This window comes from Pseudomonas sp. Q1-7 (assembly GCF_028010285.1).
Taxonomy (GTDB): domain Bacteria; phylum Pseudomonadota; class Gammaproteobacteria; order Pseudomonadales; family Pseudomonadaceae; genus Metapseudomonas.
The window spans coordinates 5,419,234-5,433,853 of the sequence record NZ_CP116304.1; the positions used below are offsets into that span (position 1 = coordinate 5,419,234).

At 65.0% G+C, this 14,620-nt stretch carries 10 protein-coding genes; 6 read left to right on the forward strand and 4 right to left on the reverse strand.

The features are described 5' to 3' along the window. Nucleotides 1-110 precede the first annotated feature (110 nt). The 3 genes from PJW05_RS24950 to thiI all read right to left on the reverse strand — a co-directional run bounded on the left by PJW05_RS24950 (nucleotide 111) and on the right by thiI (nucleotide 5,404). Complete coding sequence (locus PJW05_RS24950) at nucleotides 111-1,802, reverse strand: ShlB/FhaC/HecB family hemolysin secretion/activation protein (protein ID WP_271409610.1); 1,692 nt, start codon at nucleotides 1,800-1,802, stop codon at nucleotides 111-113. A gap of 198 nt (nucleotides 1,803-2,000) precedes the next feature. Continuing rightward, a complete protein-coding gene (typA, locus tag PJW05_RS24955) occupies nucleotides 2,001-3,818 on the reverse strand; it encodes a translational GTPase TypA (protein WP_271409611.1) in 1,818 nt (605 codons plus the stop codon). A gap of 131 nt (nucleotides 3,819-3,949) precedes the next feature. After that, nucleotides 3,950-5,404, reverse strand: a complete 1,455-nt coding sequence (thiI, locus tag PJW05_RS24960) for a tRNA uracil 4-sulfurtransferase ThiI (RefSeq protein WP_271409612.1) — start codon at nucleotides 5,402-5,404, stop codon at nucleotides 3,950-3,952. A 332-nt stretch (nucleotides 5,405-5,736) separates the two neighbouring features. Between thiI and glnA the strand changes: the two genes are divergently transcribed. Beyond that, the gene (gene glnA / locus PJW05_RS24965) at nucleotides 5,737-7,140 is read left to right on the forward strand and encodes a glutamate--ammonia ligase (RefSeq protein WP_271409613.1); all 1,404 of its coding nucleotides are present in this window, start codon (nucleotides 5,737-5,739) and stop codon (nucleotides 7,138-7,140) included. Nucleotides 7,141-7,250: 110 nt separating this feature from the next. Here glnA and PJW05_RS24970 read toward each other — a convergent pair whose 3' ends face one another. Next, nucleotides 7,251-9,494 carry a mechanosensitive ion channel family protein gene (locus PJW05_RS24970; RefSeq protein ID WP_442969194.1) on the reverse strand — a complete coding sequence of 748 codons (2,244 nt, stop codon included), beginning with the start codon at nucleotides 9,492-9,494 and terminating at the stop codon, nucleotides 7,251-7,253. Nucleotides 9,495-9,699: 205 nt separating this feature from the next. On the opposite strand from PJW05_RS24970, the gene PJW05_RS24975 reads away from it, so the two are divergent. The 5 genes from PJW05_RS24975 (at nucleotide 9,700) to PJW05_RS24995 (ending at nucleotide 14,062) form a co-directional block, all read left to right on the forward strand. Then, nucleotides 9,700-10,251, forward strand: a complete 552-nt coding sequence (locus tag PJW05_RS24975; RefSeq protein ID WP_271409614.1) for a DUF4124 domain-containing protein — start codon at nucleotides 9,700-9,702, stop codon at nucleotides 10,249-10,251. Nucleotides 10,252-10,254: 3 nt separating this feature from the next. Continuing rightward, nucleotides 10,255-10,878 (forward strand): DUF4124 domain-containing protein, encoded by a 624-nt coding sequence (locus PJW05_RS24980; protein WP_271409615.1) that lies wholly within the window; start codon nucleotides 10,255-10,257, stop codon nucleotides 10,876-10,878. A gap of 219 nt (nucleotides 10,879-11,097) precedes the next feature. Continuing rightward, complete coding sequence (gene glnL, locus PJW05_RS24985) at nucleotides 11,098-12,183, forward strand: nitrogen regulation protein NR(II) (protein WP_271409616.1); 1,086 nt, start codon at nucleotides 11,098-11,100, stop codon at nucleotides 12,181-12,183. Next, complete coding sequence (ntrC, locus tag PJW05_RS24990) at nucleotides 12,180-13,616, forward strand: nitrogen regulation protein NR(I) (RefSeq protein WP_271409617.1); 1,437 nt, start codon at nucleotides 12,180-12,182, stop codon at nucleotides 13,614-13,616. Before glnL ends, ntrC begins: the two co-directional genes overlap by 4 nt. A 203-nt stretch (nucleotides 13,617-13,819) precedes the next feature. After that, nucleotides 13,820-14,062: a hypothetical protein gene (locus PJW05_RS24995; protein ID WP_271409618.1), complete on the forward strand. Its 243-nt coding sequence runs from the start codon at nucleotides 13,820-13,822 to the stop codon at nucleotides 14,060-14,062. Nucleotides 14,063-14,620 lie beyond the last annotated feature (558 nt).

The following is a 14,620-nucleotide window of genomic DNA, read 5'->3' on the forward strand; positions in this document are numbered from 1 at the left end:
TTTTCACTCACTCGTCGGTCGTCGGGACCGTGACACTCATTCGGTGCCCCGCCGGGCAGTGGCCGGGCGCGGGGCGGGTTGTCGGATGTGCCGGGTCGAAAGCGCCGTCTTCAGAAGAAGGCGTCGACGCGGAAGTAGACCGGGCTCTCGCGCTGCTCGATCAGGTCCGGCCGCTCCAGCGAGCGGGCGAAGGTCACCGAGGCGGCCAGGTACTGCCCGCGCAGGTTCAGTTCGAGGGCGTTGCCGCTCATGCGGCCTCGCGCCTCCGGGTTGTGCCGATTGCCGTGGATCACGCCGAGGTCGTAGGCCAGCGCCGCGCCGTACTCCTGCAGCCACGGGCGCAACGCCTCCCAGGTGATCGCCCGGCGCCAGCGCAATTGGTTGCGCCAGTAGCCACCGCTGTCGCCGGACAGGGACTGGTCCTTGAAGCCGCGCACCGAGCTGAGGCCGCCCAGGCTGATGCGTTGCGGGCTGAAGAGGACGTCTTCGCTGCGCTGACCGTAGGCGAGGCTGTCGAAGCTGAAGCGCTCTTCCCCGATCTGGAAGGGCTGCAGGTAGCTGAGGGTGAGGCTGTACTTGGTGTAGCGGGCCACCGGCTCGCTGCCGTGGGGATCGCCGTCGGCCTGGGCGTCGAGGGCACCGCTGCCGCGCTGCAGACCGGCATCCAGGTTGACGAAGGCCGAGCCGATGCGTCGGCCATGGTTGAAGCCCAGTTGGCCTTCACTGAGGCGGGTGCTGGAGACGTCCACCAGGGCGTTGTCGATGTAGTTGCGGGTGCGCAGGTGGCTGAGGCCGAAGTTGAAGGCGGTCTTGCTGACGCTGTCGCGGTGCAGGACGCGTTCGGCGCGCAGCAGGTGGGTCTTGCTGTCGCCGTCCAGGGCGAAGTCGAAGCCGGCGTTGTCGTTGCGCGTGCGGTAGTAGCTCTGGCTGTAGCTGTAGCTGAAGGTCCACCAGCCCCAAGGCAGGCTGTAGTAGAGGCTCTGGTTGTCGGAGTGGCGCCACCGGTCGGTGACCGCATCATTGTTGGCGCGCAGGCTGAGCTGGTCGGCCAGGCCGAAGGGACTGTCCCAATCCAGGCCCAGGCCCATCTGTTGCTCGCCGGTGCTGATGTCGCCGTCGTTGTTGCGCGTGGCCGAGGCGCGCCAGGGCTTGCTGCGCTGCCCCTTGAGCTGCACCCGGCTGCCGCCCGCCTGTTCGCCGGGCACCAGTTCCAGCTGCGCCTGGCGCGAAGGCAGGCGGTTCAACTGGTCCACCAGTTGTTCCAGCTCGCGCAGGTCGAGCACTTCGCCGGTGCGGCCGGGGAAGGCCATGGCCAGTTCGCGGTCGCTGGCCAGTTCGGAGCTGTCGAGGCCCTCCAGGCGGCCTTCGATGACGATGATTCGCAACGTGCCGGTGGAGAGGTCCTGTTGCGGCAGGTAGGCGCGGGTGGTGACGTAACCACGGTCGAGGTAGTGGTCGGTGATGAGCTTGAGCAGTTCGTTGAGCTGGGGGACGCCGAGGCAGCGGCCGACATAGGGGGCGAGCAGTGCGTCGCGCTGGCTGGCCGGGAGGAGGCTGGCGCCTTCGACCTCGATGCGGCGGATTTCGAAACAGTGGCCCTCGCCTTGCGGCGCTACCGGCGCGGTCTCGGTGGGCTTGCCGGGCAGTTGCTGGAGCTCTTCGAGGCGTTTCTGCTGTTCCTGCAGCAGCCGCTCCTGGCGGTCGCGGATCAGGTCGCGGTCACCGGGGGACACTTCCTGGCAAAACGCCGAAGCACTGGCGATCAACGCCAAGAGAAAGGGAATAATCGGAGCAGAGTTCAACGCGGCAGTCCTTTGCAATCGTCCCGGATCGAAATTGGGGGACGAATGAGACCAAAAGGCCGCTGGGGAGGTATGTAGGAGGCTCCTTAATCTTCACCGAGAAATACCTGTATCAATCAAGGTGGCGCCTTGGCATCGCCCAAGAAAAAGCCCCCGCCGGATCGCTCCGGCGGGGGCTTTTCAGTTACTGCGCGAGGATCAGACCTTGCTGCGCTCGTAGCGCTTGCGGTCGTTCTCGTTCAGCAGCTTCTTGCGCAGGCGGATGGACTTCGGCGTCACTTCCACCAGCTCGTCTTCGTCGATGAATTCCAGGGCCTGTTCGAGGGTGAACTTCAGCGCCGGGGTCAGCTGGATGGTTTCGTCCTTGCCGGACGCGCGCATGTTGTCGAGCTTCTTGGCCTTGGTGGGGTTGATCACCAGGTCGTTGTCGCGGCTGTGGATGCCGGCCAGCTGGCCTTCGTAGACTTCGTCGCCCGGGGACAGGAACAGCTTGCCGCGGTCCTGCAGGGTTTCCAGGGAGTAGGTCAGCGCGGTGCCGGTGGCCATGGAGACCAGTACGCCGTTCTGGCGGTGGGCGACATCGCCGGCCTTCACCGGACCGTAGTGGTCGAAGGTGGAGGTGAGGATGCCGGTGCCCGAGGTCATGGTCAGGAAGGCGTTACGGAAGCCGATCAGGCCACGCGCCGGGATCACGTATTCCAGACGGATACGGCCCTTGCCGTCAGGGATCATGTTGGTCATGTCGCCCTTGCGCAGACCCATCTGCTCCATCACCGGGCCCTGGTGCTGCTCTTCGATGTCGATGGTGACGTTCTCGTAGGGCTCCTGCTTCTCGCCGTCCTTCTCGATGATCACCACTTCCGGGCGGCCCACGGCCAGCTCGAAGCCTTCGCGGCGCATGGTTTCGATCAGTACGGAGAGGTGCAGTTCGCCACGGCCGGAAACCTTGAATTTCTCGGCGGAATCACCGGCTTCGACGCGCAGGGCCACGTTGTGCAGCAGTTCCTTGTCCAGGCGGTCCTTGATGTTGCGGCTGGTGACGAACTTGCCTTCACGGCCGGCGAAGGGCGAGTCGTTGACCTGGAAGGTCATGCTCACGGTGGGCTGGTCGACGGTCAGCGGTGGACGGGCTTCGACGTTCTGCGGGTCGCACAGGGTATCGGAGATGAACAGCTCTTCCATGCCGCTGACGCAGACGATGTCACCGGCTTCCGCCTCGGCCACTTCCACGCGCTGCAGGCCGGAGTGGCCCATGATCTTGAGGATACGGCCGTTGCGACGGGTGCCGTCGTCGCTCACGGCGACCACCTGGGTGTTGGACTTGACGCGGCCACGGGCGATACGGCCGATGCCGATCACGCCGAGGAAGCTGTTGTAGTCCAGCTGGGAAATCTGCATCTGGAACGGGCCTTCGACGTCGACGTCCGGTACCGGTACGTGGTCGATGATGGCCTGGAACAGGGCGTCCATGTTGTCGTCCATCTTCTCGTGGTCGAGGCCGGCGATGCCGTTCAGGGCGCTGGCGTAGACGATCGGGAAGTCCAGTTGCTCGTCGGTGGCGCCGAGGTTGTCGAACAGGTCGAAGATCTGGTCGATGACCCAGTCAGGACGGGCGCCCGGACGGTCGATCTTGTTCACCACGACGATCGGACGCAGGCCGGCCTTGAAGGCCTTCTGGGTCACGAAGCGAGTCTGCGGCATGGGGCCGTCCTGGGCGTCGACCACCAGCAGCACGGAGTCGACCATGGACATCACGCGCTCCACCTCGCCACCGAAGTCGGCGTGGCCGGGGGTGTCGACGATGTTGATGTTGTAGCCGTTCCACTTGATGGCGGTGTTCTTCGCCAGGATGGTGATGCCGCGCTCTTTTTCCTGGTCGTTGGAGTCCATCACGCGCTCGGATTCCGCTTCTTTGCGGTCGAGGGTGCCGGAGAGCTTCAGGAGCTTGTCCACCAGGGTGGTCTTGCCATGGTCGACGTGGGCGATGATGGCGATGTTGCGGAGTTTTTCGATCACGGTTGTGCGTCTCGATCAGAGGATTCGGTGTGCCGCGCAGTCTATGCGGCGCAGATGAAAGTGGTGCGAATCAGGCGGCCCGAAGGTCGGGAGGGCGGTGGCGTATGCTCCCGCCGAACAGCCCGGGCTGTTTAGGCCGGGCGATAAACGCGCACATTGGCATGCCCCTCGCTGAGCAGGTGGTGGGCATGCAGGCGACTCATCACGCCCTTGTCGCAATACAGGAGGTACTGGCGGTTGGCGTCCAGGTCCTTGAAGCGGTTGTTGACCGCGTAGAAAGGCAGCGCCTGCACCTCGACGCCGGGCAGTTCCAGGGGATCGTCTTCCTGGGCGTCGGGGTGGCGGATGTCAAGGACGATCTGGCCCGGCAGGGCTTCGCGCACTTCCTCGACCTTGAGGTCCTGGCCGAGTTCGTCGATCACCCGGTCGATGGGCACTTGCCGCGCGCGCTCCAGGGCGCGTTTGAGCACGGCCATGTCGAACTGCTCTTCCTCATGCTCGATGCGGCCGGGCTTGGCGCGGGTGGTCGGGTTCACCGAGATCACGCCGCAGTATTCAGGCATGTGCTTGGCGAACTCGGCGGTGCCGATCTTCATCGCGGTGTCGATGATGTCCTGCTTGTGGCTGGCGATCAGCGGGCGCAGCACCAGCATGTCGGTGGCCGAGTCGATGACCGAGAGGTTCGGCAGGGTCTGGCTGGAAACCTGGGAGATGGCTTCGCCGGTGACCAGCGCGTCCAGGTTCAGCTTGCGCGCCACCTGGGTGGAGGCGCGCAGCATCATGCGCTTGAGCACCACGCCCATCTGACTGTTGTCGACCTTGCTGAGGATTTCGCCGACCACTTCCTCGAAGGGCACGCTGATGAACAGCACGCGCTGGGAACGGCCGAATTTCTCCCACAGGTAGTGGGCGACTTCCATCACGCCCAGTTCGTGTGCACGGCCACCCAGGTTGAAGAAGCAGAAGTGGGTCATCAGGCCGCGACGCATCATCTGGTACGCGGCGACCGTGGAGTCGAAGCCGCCGGACATCAGCACCAGGGTCTGCTCCAGGGAGCCCAGCGGATAGCCGCCGATGCCGTCGTGCTGGTGGTGGATGACGAACAGGCGCTGGTCGCGCACTTCCATGCGCACCAGCACTTCCGGGTTGTTCAGGGAGATGCCGGCGGCGTTGCACTCCTGGCGCAGGCGGCTGCCGACATGGCGCTCCAGCTCCATGGAGGTGAACGCATGCTTGCCGGCACGCTTGCAGCGCACGGCAAAGATCTTGCCGGGGATCTGGTCGGCGTAGTGCAGCTTGCACTTTTCCAGCACATCGTCGAAGTCGCCCAGCGGGTACTCGTGCACTTCGAGGAAGTGGGCGATACCCGGGGTGCAGGTCAGGCGGTCGATCATCTCGCGCAACAGCTTCGGCTCGGTCTGCCGGGTTTCGACTTCCAGGTTGTCCCAGACGCCGGTCACCTCGAGTTCCGGGTCGAGGTCCTTGAGGACTGCGCGGATGTTCTTCGAGAGCTGGCGGATGAAATGCTTGCGCACCGGCCGGCTCTTGATGGTGATTTCCGGGAAGACTTTGACGATGAGTTTCATGAAAAACAGCGCGAGGACGGCGGCCGAAAAAGAGGGGCGCGGATTATAGCGGAAATTGTTCAAGCTTTGACCAAAATCATTCAGCAAAGCCCAGCACGCACCAAAATGGATCGCGCGCACCACGACAGGCACGAAAACGGTGCGTAAAACTGTGCACAATCACAGCCAAGCCCCCGCCAGGCCTGAGTTCTAAGGCCTCTGCCCATTCCGGGGCACTGGCACGCAATTTGCTCCCTTGTGAGGCAGGTCGCCCTGGCGGACTATCCCGCCCCGGCTTCACACCGAATTTTTTGGGAGGCAAGGTTCCTGCCCCCATCCACCTGGAGGACAACATGTCGAAGTCGCTTCAACTGATTAAAGAACACGACGTGAAGTGGATTGATCTGCGCTTCACCGATACCAAAGGCAAGCAGCAGCACGTGACCATGCCGGCCCGTGACGCCGATGACGAGTTCTTCGAGCACGGCAAGATGTTCGACGGCTCCTCCATCGCCGGCTGGAAAGGCATCGAAGCCTCCGACATGATCCTGCTGCCGGACGACAGCACCGCCGTCCTGGACCCCTTCACCGAAGAGCCGACCCTGATCCTGGTCTGCGACATCATCGAGCCGAGCACCATGCAAGGCTACGACCGCGACCCGCGCGCCATCGCCAAGCGCGCCGAGGAGTACCTGAAGTCCACCGGTATCGGTGACACCGTATTCGTCGGCCCGGAGCCGGAGTTCTTCATCTTCGACGAAGTGAAGTTCAAGTCCGACATCTCCGGTTCCATGTTCAAGATCTTCTCCGAGCAGGCTTCCTGGAACACCGACGCGGACGTCGAAGGCGGCAACAAGGGCCACCGTCCGGGCGTGAAGGGCGGCTACTTCCCGGTACCGCCGGTCGACCACGACCACGAAATCCGTACCGCCATGTGCAACGCCCTGGAAGAAATGGGCCTGGTGGTCGAAGTTCACCACCACGAAGTGGCGACCGCCGGCCAGAACGAGATCGGCGTGAAGTTCAACACCCTGGTCGCCAAGGCTGACGAAGTTCAGACCCTGAAGTACTGCGTGCACAACGTGGCCGACGCCTACGGCAAGACCGTGACCTTCATGCCGAAGCCCCTGTACGGCGACAACGGCTCGGGCATGCACGTTCACATGTCCATCTCCAAGGACGGCAAGAACACCTTCGCCGGCGAAGGCTATGCCGGCCTGTCCGATACCGCCCTGTACTTCATCGGCGGCATCATCAAGCACGGCAAGGCCCTGAACGGCTTCACCAACCCGTCCACCAACTCCTACAAGCGTCTGGTGCCCGGCTTCGAAGCCCCGGTGATGCTGGCCTACTCGGCCCGCAACCGCTCCGCCTCCATCCGTATCCCGTACGTGAACAGCCCGAAAGCCCGCCGTATCGAAGCGCGCTTCCCGGACCCGGCCGCCAACCCCTACCTGGCCTTCGCTGCCCTGCTGATGGCCGGTCTGGACGGTATCCAGAACAAGATCCACCCCGGCGATGCCGCCGACAAGAACCTGTATGACCTGCCGCCGGAAGAGGCCAAGGAAATCCCGCAGGTGTGCGGCAGCCTGAAAGAGGCGCTGGAAGAACTGGACAAGGGCCGCGCGTTCCTGACCAAGGGCGGCGTGTTCAGCGACGACTTCATCGATGCCTACATCGAGCTGAAGAGCGAAGAAGAAATCAAGGTGCGCACCTTCGTGCACCCGCTGGAATACGACCTGTACTACAGCGTCTGATCCACGAATACCTATAAATAGCGTCAACATTAAGGCCTCCCTCGGGAGGCCTTTTTTATTGTCCGCTCATTGGGCGGATGGATCAGCGTTGTGGGAGCGGAATGACCTCGCTAGATCCCCCCATCCACCGGCACGCCCTGTTCGGGTGCGGGCTCCTCGACGGCCCGGCGTGCCCGGCTCAACTGCACGTTCAGCCTCGGCATCGCCAGTTCCAGGCCCGCCTGGTCGAGACGGCGGCGCAGGCGCAGGTTGAATGCCCGCTGCACTTCCCACTGTTTGATGGGCGCGGTCTTGAAGCGAAAGCGCAGGATCGCCTGGCCATTGTCGAAGCCTTCCACGCCCTGCATCTCCAGCGCAGACCACAGGCTGCGGTAGACCGACGGATCGCTGCGCAACTCCTTGGCCACGTCCTGGACCAGCTTCAGGGCATCGTCTATCGGCATGCTCGCCGGCACCGGCCAGCGGAACATGGCGTAGCCGAACTGCCGCGAGTAGTTCTTGATGCTTTTGATTTCGCTGAAGGGGATGGTGTGCACCACGCCGTCCAGGTCGCGCAGGCGCACGGTGCGGATGGTCAGCCCTTCCACGGTGCCCAGGTGGCCGCCGACGTCCACGTAGTCGTCGATGGACAGCGAGTCCTCGATGATGATGAACAGGCCGGTAATCAGGTCCGCCACCAGGGATTGCGCGCCGAAACCGATGGCCAGGCCGATCACGCCGGCGCCAGCCAGCAGCGGCGTGACGTTCACGCCCATATTGGCCAGGGCGACGATCAGGGCGATCACCGCGATGGTCACGAACAGCACGTTGCGGATCAGCGGCAGCATGGTCAGGGCGCGGGCATTGGCGCGGTTGCGGCCAGTGACGCCGAGGCTGTGCTGCACCGCCGTGTCGGTGAGGATCCACACCAGCCAGGCCGCCAGCAGGGTGGTGCCGAAGCTGACCAGCTTCATGCTGATCTGCTCGCCATCGCCCTCGGCGTAGCGGATCAGCGACATGCCCCAGACCCGCAGCCCCACCTCGACGAACAACAGCACCAGGAACAGGTGCACCAGGGTGAAGCCGAAGCTCTGCAACTTCTCGAGGTAGGGCGCACTGCGACGGACGCTCTCGCCGACCCGGGCGGAGCGGCGGCGGATCAGGCCGATCGCGGTCAAGGCCACCACCGCCAGCACCGCCGAGAGCAGCGCCCGGCGCAGGGCTGAATTGCTGTCGCCGGCGGCGACGAAAGTGGCGAACAGGGAGGTGCCCACCAGCAACAGCACCGGCACGTACCAGAGGGAGCCGACCAGTTGCACCAGGTCGTGCAGGCTGCGTTGCCTGAGACGCTGTTCCAGCGGCCGGTTGCGGATCAGGTGGGCAATGGGCCGGCGGAAACGCAGCACGAACAGGGCCGTGAACACTGCGGCAGCGCCATTGGCCAGGGTGCTCAGGCAGATCGCCGTGTGCTCGCCCAGACCGGCGATCAGCCGTGGGTCGTGGGCCGCCTCGCCGAGGGCCGCCAGGCTGCCGATCAGCCACAGGGGGCGGAAGGCCTGGCGCCGCAGAATGTCCAGGGCCCGCTGGCGGTGCGGCCCGCCCAGCAGCGACAGGCAGATCACGCAGAGCGCGGAGAACAGCGTGCCGCAGACCAGTACATAGGCCATGACCATGGCCAGGGTCTTGCTCAGGGAGCTGGGCAGCGCCACGGACAGGTAGAGGGTGATAAGGAAGGCGATCAGCCAGGGCCCCAGCTTGCGCAGGGCGAACAACACCAGGTCGCGGGTCTTGGGGCTGTGCGGCAACTCCGCCGACAGGCCGAAGCGCTCGCGCATGCGCCGCCCTGCCCAGAGCAGCGCCGCCGCGAGACACGCCCAGATCAGGATGACCAGGGTGAAATCGAAGAACACGGCCGGCAGCTCACGCCAGTCCGGCATGCGCTCCTCCAGCTCGGCGTGGGCCAGCTGGAACTGCTTGCCCCACAGTCGCAACGGGCTGTTGTTGCCCTGGAAGCGCCTTTCCAGGTCGCCGAGGGTATCGCCGATCAGCGCCAGGACGCCGCCGTTTTCCTCCTTGCCCTTGCCGGTGACGTCGCGCAGTTGCTTGAGACTCTTCAGCAACTCGGCGCGCTGCTTGTCGTTTTCCAGGGCCTGGATCACCTGGTTGAGCGACTGTTCGAGCTGGGCATTGCTGACCGGCTCGCCGCTCGACGCATTTCCGGCCAGCGGATTGGGCAGGGCTGCCCGGACCTGGGGTGCGCAGAGCAGGCCGAGGAGCAGGCAGAACAGCAATGGGACAATGAAGCGGAGCGTGAGCAAGGGCAGCGTCGGCACGAGTAGGTCAATCCCTGGAAACCAAGCGGAGCGCCGCATCATACAAAAGCCGGCGGATCAAGCCGTCAGTCTGGGGCAGTCTCCTACAGGCAGTCGGGGCAAGTTCGGGAGGCGTTGTTCACGCCGGCTCGGTCCTGACCTGCAGAACCCCTTTGTTGCTCGGCAGCACACCCGGATCATCCCGCCCTTGCCAGCCAATCCCTCCGGTGCAAGGCTTAGCCACATCGCACGAACGGAGTTCGCCCCCATGCGTTCCCTACTCGCCGTCCTGCTGCTGGCGCTGGCCCTGCCCGCCGCTGCCCAGATCTACAAGTACACCGACGCCGACGGCAACACGGTATTCACCAACCAGCCTCCGGAAGGCGCGGCCAGCGAGAAGGTGGAACTGCCACCGACCAATGCCATCGGTGCCCAGCCACCGAGCCAGCCCGTCGGCGCGCCGGCCGGCACCGCGCAGCAGGCGACTTACCAGGTGCTGGAGCTGACCGACATTCCCGACGATGAAGCCTTGCGCGCCAACAACGGCACCTTCAGCGTCGGCGTGCGCCTGGAGCCGCGTCTGCACGCCGGCCATAGCCTGCGCCTGCGCCTGGATGGCCAACCCTACGGCCAACCGGCCAACGTGCCGCGCCTGCAACTGGTGAACGTCGATCGCGGCGAGCACAGCCTGGCGGTGGATGTCCTCGCCGGCACCAGAGTGGTGCAGAGTAGCGCCGCCGTGACCTTCACCGTCCAGCGGGTGCACACCGGCAGCCCGGCGCTGCGCCCGCCAGCCCCCACACCCCGCCCCGGCAACTGACCGATGACCCGATTCCTGCTCCTCACCCTGCTGCTCCTGGGCCAGCCCGTACTGGCCGAGGTCTACACCTACATCGACGAAGAGGGAAACCGCGTCTTCACCGACCGTCCCAAGCCGGGCAACGCCAAGCGCCTGGAAATGGCCCCCTCCAACGAGATGGACGCACCGAAGGACATCCAGCCGCCGCCGCTCTACCCCAAGCCGATTCCCCGCGAACAGGGCTACCAGGTGCTGCGCATCCTGGTGCCCGAGCCGGACGCGACCATCCGCGACGGCGAAGGCAATTTGATCGTCAGCGCCGTGAGCGAGCCGGGTCTGCGCGGCAACCACAGCTACCGCCTGCTGCTGGACGGCAAGCCCGTCGGCGAAGCCGGCCGCAGCCCGGTTTTCCCACTGGAGAACCTGGATCGCGGCACCCATCAGTTGGCGGTGGAGATCATCGATAACCAGGGCCGGATGGTGGAGCGCACTCCCAGCCAACCGGTGCATATCGTGCGCATGTCGCTGTCGCAGAAGCGCCTGGCCCGCCCGTGCAAGAAGGACGACTACGGCGTGCGCCCGGAATGCCCGCTGAAGGACAAGCCTGAAGAAGAGGATGACGACATCGCCATCCTGCCGTTCATCTGATCCCACCCTGGACTTCCGCGCGGCAGGCCGGCGGGCGCGCACCAACTCGGTGCGCCAGCCTGCACCGCTTTCTATACTCTCCCCATTTTGGTTCGTCCGCTGCCGGACGATCTGCTCTGAAAAGCGGCCTCCACCAGCAGAAACCCTGTTTTCCCGCGTCTTTTCAGGGCTTTGGTTTGCTTCTTGCATTTTCCAGTCATCGCCACGAGCGCCGAAGCCATGACCATCAACGACGCCCTGCATCGACTGCTGCTCGACAACCTGACCACTGCCGTGATCCTGCTCAACGCCGAGCTGCGGCTGGAATACATGAACCCGGCGGCGGAAATGCTTCTCGCCGTCAGCGGCCAGCGCAGCCATGGCCAGTTCATCAGCGAGCTGTTCACCGAATCGCCCGAGGCCCTGACCTCCCTGCGCCAGGCGGTGGAACAGGCGCACCCCTTCACCAAGCGCGAGGCCATGGTCACTTCGCTGTCCGGTCAGACGCTGACCGTGGACTATGCGGTGACCCCGGTGCTCAGCCGTGGCGAAACCCTGCTGCTGCTGGAAGTCCATCCCCGCGACCGCCTGCTGCGGATCACCAAGGAAGAAGCCCAGCTGTCCAAGCAGGAGACCACCAAGCTGCTGGTGCGTGGCCTGGCCCATGAGATCAAGAACCCCCTGGGCGGCATTCGCGGCGCCGCCCAACTGCTCTCCCGCGAGCTGCCGGAAGAGCACCTGAAGGACTACACCAACGTCATCATCGAAGAGGCCGATCGCCTGCGGAACCTGGTGGACCGCATGCTCGGCTCGAACAAGCTGCCGTCGCTGGCCATGACCAACGTCCACGAGGTCCTGGAGCGCGTCTGCAGCCTGGTGGAGGCGGAAAGCCAGGGCGGCATCAATCTGGTGCGCGACTACGACCCGAGCATCCCCGACCTGTTCATCGACAAGGAGCAGATGATCCAGGCCGTGCTCAATATCGTGCGCAACGCCATGCAGGCCCTCGCCGCGCAGAGCGACCTGCGCCTCGGCCGCATCACCCTGCGCACGCGCACGCTGCGCCAGTTCACCATCGGCCATACCCGGCATCGCCTGGTGACCAAGGTGGAAATCATCGACAACGGTCCGGGCATCCCGGCCGAGCTCCAGGAAACCATCTTCTACCCCATGGTCAGCGGCCGTCCGGACGGTACCGGGCTGGGGCTGGCCATCGCCCAGAACATCATCAGTCAGCACCAGGGCCTGATCGAGTGTGAAAGCCATCCCGGCCACACCGTCTTCTCGATCTTCCTGCCGCTGGAACAAGGAGCTTCCTCGTCATGAGCCGTAGTGAAACCGTCTGGATCGTCGACGACGACCGTTCCATCCGTTGGGTCCTGGAAAAGGCCCTGCAGCAGGAAGGGATGAACACCCAGAGCTTCGAAAGCGCCGACAGCCTGCTCGGGCGCCTGTCCCGGCAGCAGCCCGACGTGATCATTTCCGACATTCGCATGCCCGGCGTCAGCGGCCTCGACCTGCTGGCGCAGATCCGCGAGCTGCATCCGCGCCTGCCGGTGATCATCATGACCGCCCACTCCGACCTGGACAGCGCGGTGGCCTCCTACCAGGGCGGCGCCTTCGAATACCTGCCCAAGCCGTTCGACGTGGACGAAGCGGTGTCCCTGGTCAAGCGCGCCTTCCAGCACGCCCAGGAACAGCAGGGCCTGGAAGCGCCCGCCAGCCAGGCGCGCACGCCGGAGATCATCGGCGAGGCACCGGCCATGCAGGAGGTGTTCCGCGCCATCGGCCGCCTCAGCCACTCCAACATCACCGTGCTGATCAACGGCGAGTCCGGGACCGGCAAGGAACTGGTGGCCCACGCCCTGCACCGCCACAGCCCGCGCGCCGCGTCGCCCTTCATCGCCCTGAACATGGCGGCGATCCCCAAGGACCTGATGGAATCCGAGCTGTTCGGCCATGAGAAAGGCGCGTTCACCGGCGCCGCCAACCAGCGTCGCGGCCGCTTCGAGCAGGCCGACGGCGGCACCCTGTTCCTCGACGAGATCGGCGACATGCCGGCCGACACCCAGACCCGCCTGCTGCGCGTGCTGGCCGACGGCGAGTTCTACCGGGTCGGCGGCCACACCCCGGTGAAGGTGGATGTGCGCATCATTGCCGCCACCCACCAGAACCTGGAAACCCTGGTGCAGGCCGGCAAGTTCCGCGAGGACCTGTTCCACCGCCTGAACGTGATCCGCATCCACATCCCGCGCCTGTCCGATCGCCGCGAGGACATCCCGGCCCTGGCCCGACACTTCCTCGCCCGTGCCGCGCAGGAACTGGCGGTAGAACCCAAGCTGCTCAAGAGCGAGACCGAGGACTACCTCAAGCACTTGCCCTGGCCGGGCAACGTGCGCCAGCTGGAGAACACCTGCCGCTGGATCACCGTGATGGCCTCGGGTCGCGAGGTGCATGTCGACGACCTGCCGCCGGAACTGCTCACACAGCCCCAGGACGCCGCGCCGGTGACCAACTGGGAGCAGGCCTTGCGCCAATGGGCCGACCAGGCCCTGGCACGCGGCCAGTCCAGCCTGCTCGACAGCGCCGTGCCGGCCTTCGAGCGGATCATGATCGAGACCGCGCTCAAGCACACCGCCGGCCGCCGTCGCGACGCCGCCGTGCTGCTGGGCTGGGGCCGCAACACCCTGACCCGCAAGATCAAGGAGCTGGGCATGAAGGTGGACGGCACCGACGACGACGACAGCGACGAGAGCTGACGCCTCCCGCGGGGCGCCGGCACGCCCCGCAACCCCTCCCCGACACGAAACGACCATCACGGCTGCAGTCTTCGTCCATCACGACGATTCCCTACTTCCAGGGCACCAAGTACGAAAACTCTGATTTTTCTGCTGCTCATGGACCCCGGAGCGGTGTGGCGAGATGCTTTCCGAACCCAAACCGGAGACAGGATATTGCAGCCATGCAGTTACATATGGGGGTTCGTAAGGAAGGAGATGTACTCAGACTCAAAGCCATGGAAGGTTTCAGCGATGCCGAACTGGTGCAGATGCTGCGCACCGCCGGCATCGAGATCGTCGTAGGGCCGATGGAGGGCGGGCGATCACGTATCGCCGTACGCGCGCCGCGAAGCCTCTCGTTCAAGGTGGAGCGACTCAGCCGGTGCAAGTCCACCGAAGCCTATCTTCCGCCGGTTGACCCTTGAGCCCACCCCGGGGCCCCGTCCGCACGGGGTCCCACCTTGCCGCCAGGCTCAGCCAGGAAAAGACCATCCCTGGTGCCCGGACGGCCTTCCCGCCTCAAAAAAGTGCTTTCCCGCCATCGCCCAGCACAACGGACTGCCGCCTCCGGCTCGCCCGCTTTTCACCGTGAAAGCCAGGCACCACGCGGGCTTGCGCGAACAAGGAGAGTTTCTCGCAGCGGATTGGAGAAACTGGCACGCCCTCTGCAATAGTCCAGACAACAGCGGTTTTGGGGCCCCTGGTACAGGCAGGCCAGGGAATCCCCACTCTTACACAGACAGGCTGATCGCCAGCCGTCACGGCCCCGAGAGGGCCGCATGCAGGACAGAGTCGCCGCAGGCGAGCAGGTTTCAGGGGGCCTTGGTACAGGCAGGCCGGGGAATCCCCTCTTTTATCCACTGGCGCGCTGATCTCCAGCCGCCCGGGCTCCCCAGGAGCCCCACACAGAACCGCGTCGTCCGCCGCACGGTAGACGACCACCCTTCAGGGGGCCTTGGTACAGGCAGGCCGGGGAATCCCCT

Bases quoted from the DNA above. Each gene is read 5' to 3' on its own strand.
- glnL (WP_271409616.1), top strand. From the start codon at position 11,098: ATGACCATCAACGACGCCCTGCATCGACTGCTGCTCGACAACCTGACC.
- PJW05_RS24970 (WP_442969194.1), bottom strand. From the start codon at position 9,494: ATGATGCGGCGCTCCGCTTGGTTTCCAGGGATTGACCTACTCGTGCCG.
- ntrC (WP_271409617.1), top strand. From the start codon at position 12,180: ATGAGCCGTAGTGAAACCGTCTGGATCGTCGACGACGACCGTTCCATC.
- glnA (WP_271409613.1), top strand. From the start codon at position 5,737: ATGTCGAAGTCGCTTCAACTGATTAAAGAACACGACGTGAAGTGGATT.
- PJW05_RS24995 (WP_271409618.1), top strand. From the start codon at position 13,820: ATGCAGTTACATATGGGGGTTCGTAAGGAAGGAGATGTACTCAGACTC.
- PJW05_RS24980 (WP_271409615.1), top strand. From the start codon at position 10,255: ATGACCCGATTCCTGCTCCTCACCCTGCTGCTCCTGGGCCAGCCCGTA.
- PJW05_RS24975 (WP_271409614.1), top strand. From the start codon at position 9,700: ATGCGTTCCCTACTCGCCGTCCTGCTGCTGGCGCTGGCCCTGCCCGCC.
- thiI (WP_271409612.1), bottom strand. From the start codon at position 5,404: ATGAAACTCATCGTCAAAGTCTTCCCGGAAATCACCATCAAGAGCCGG.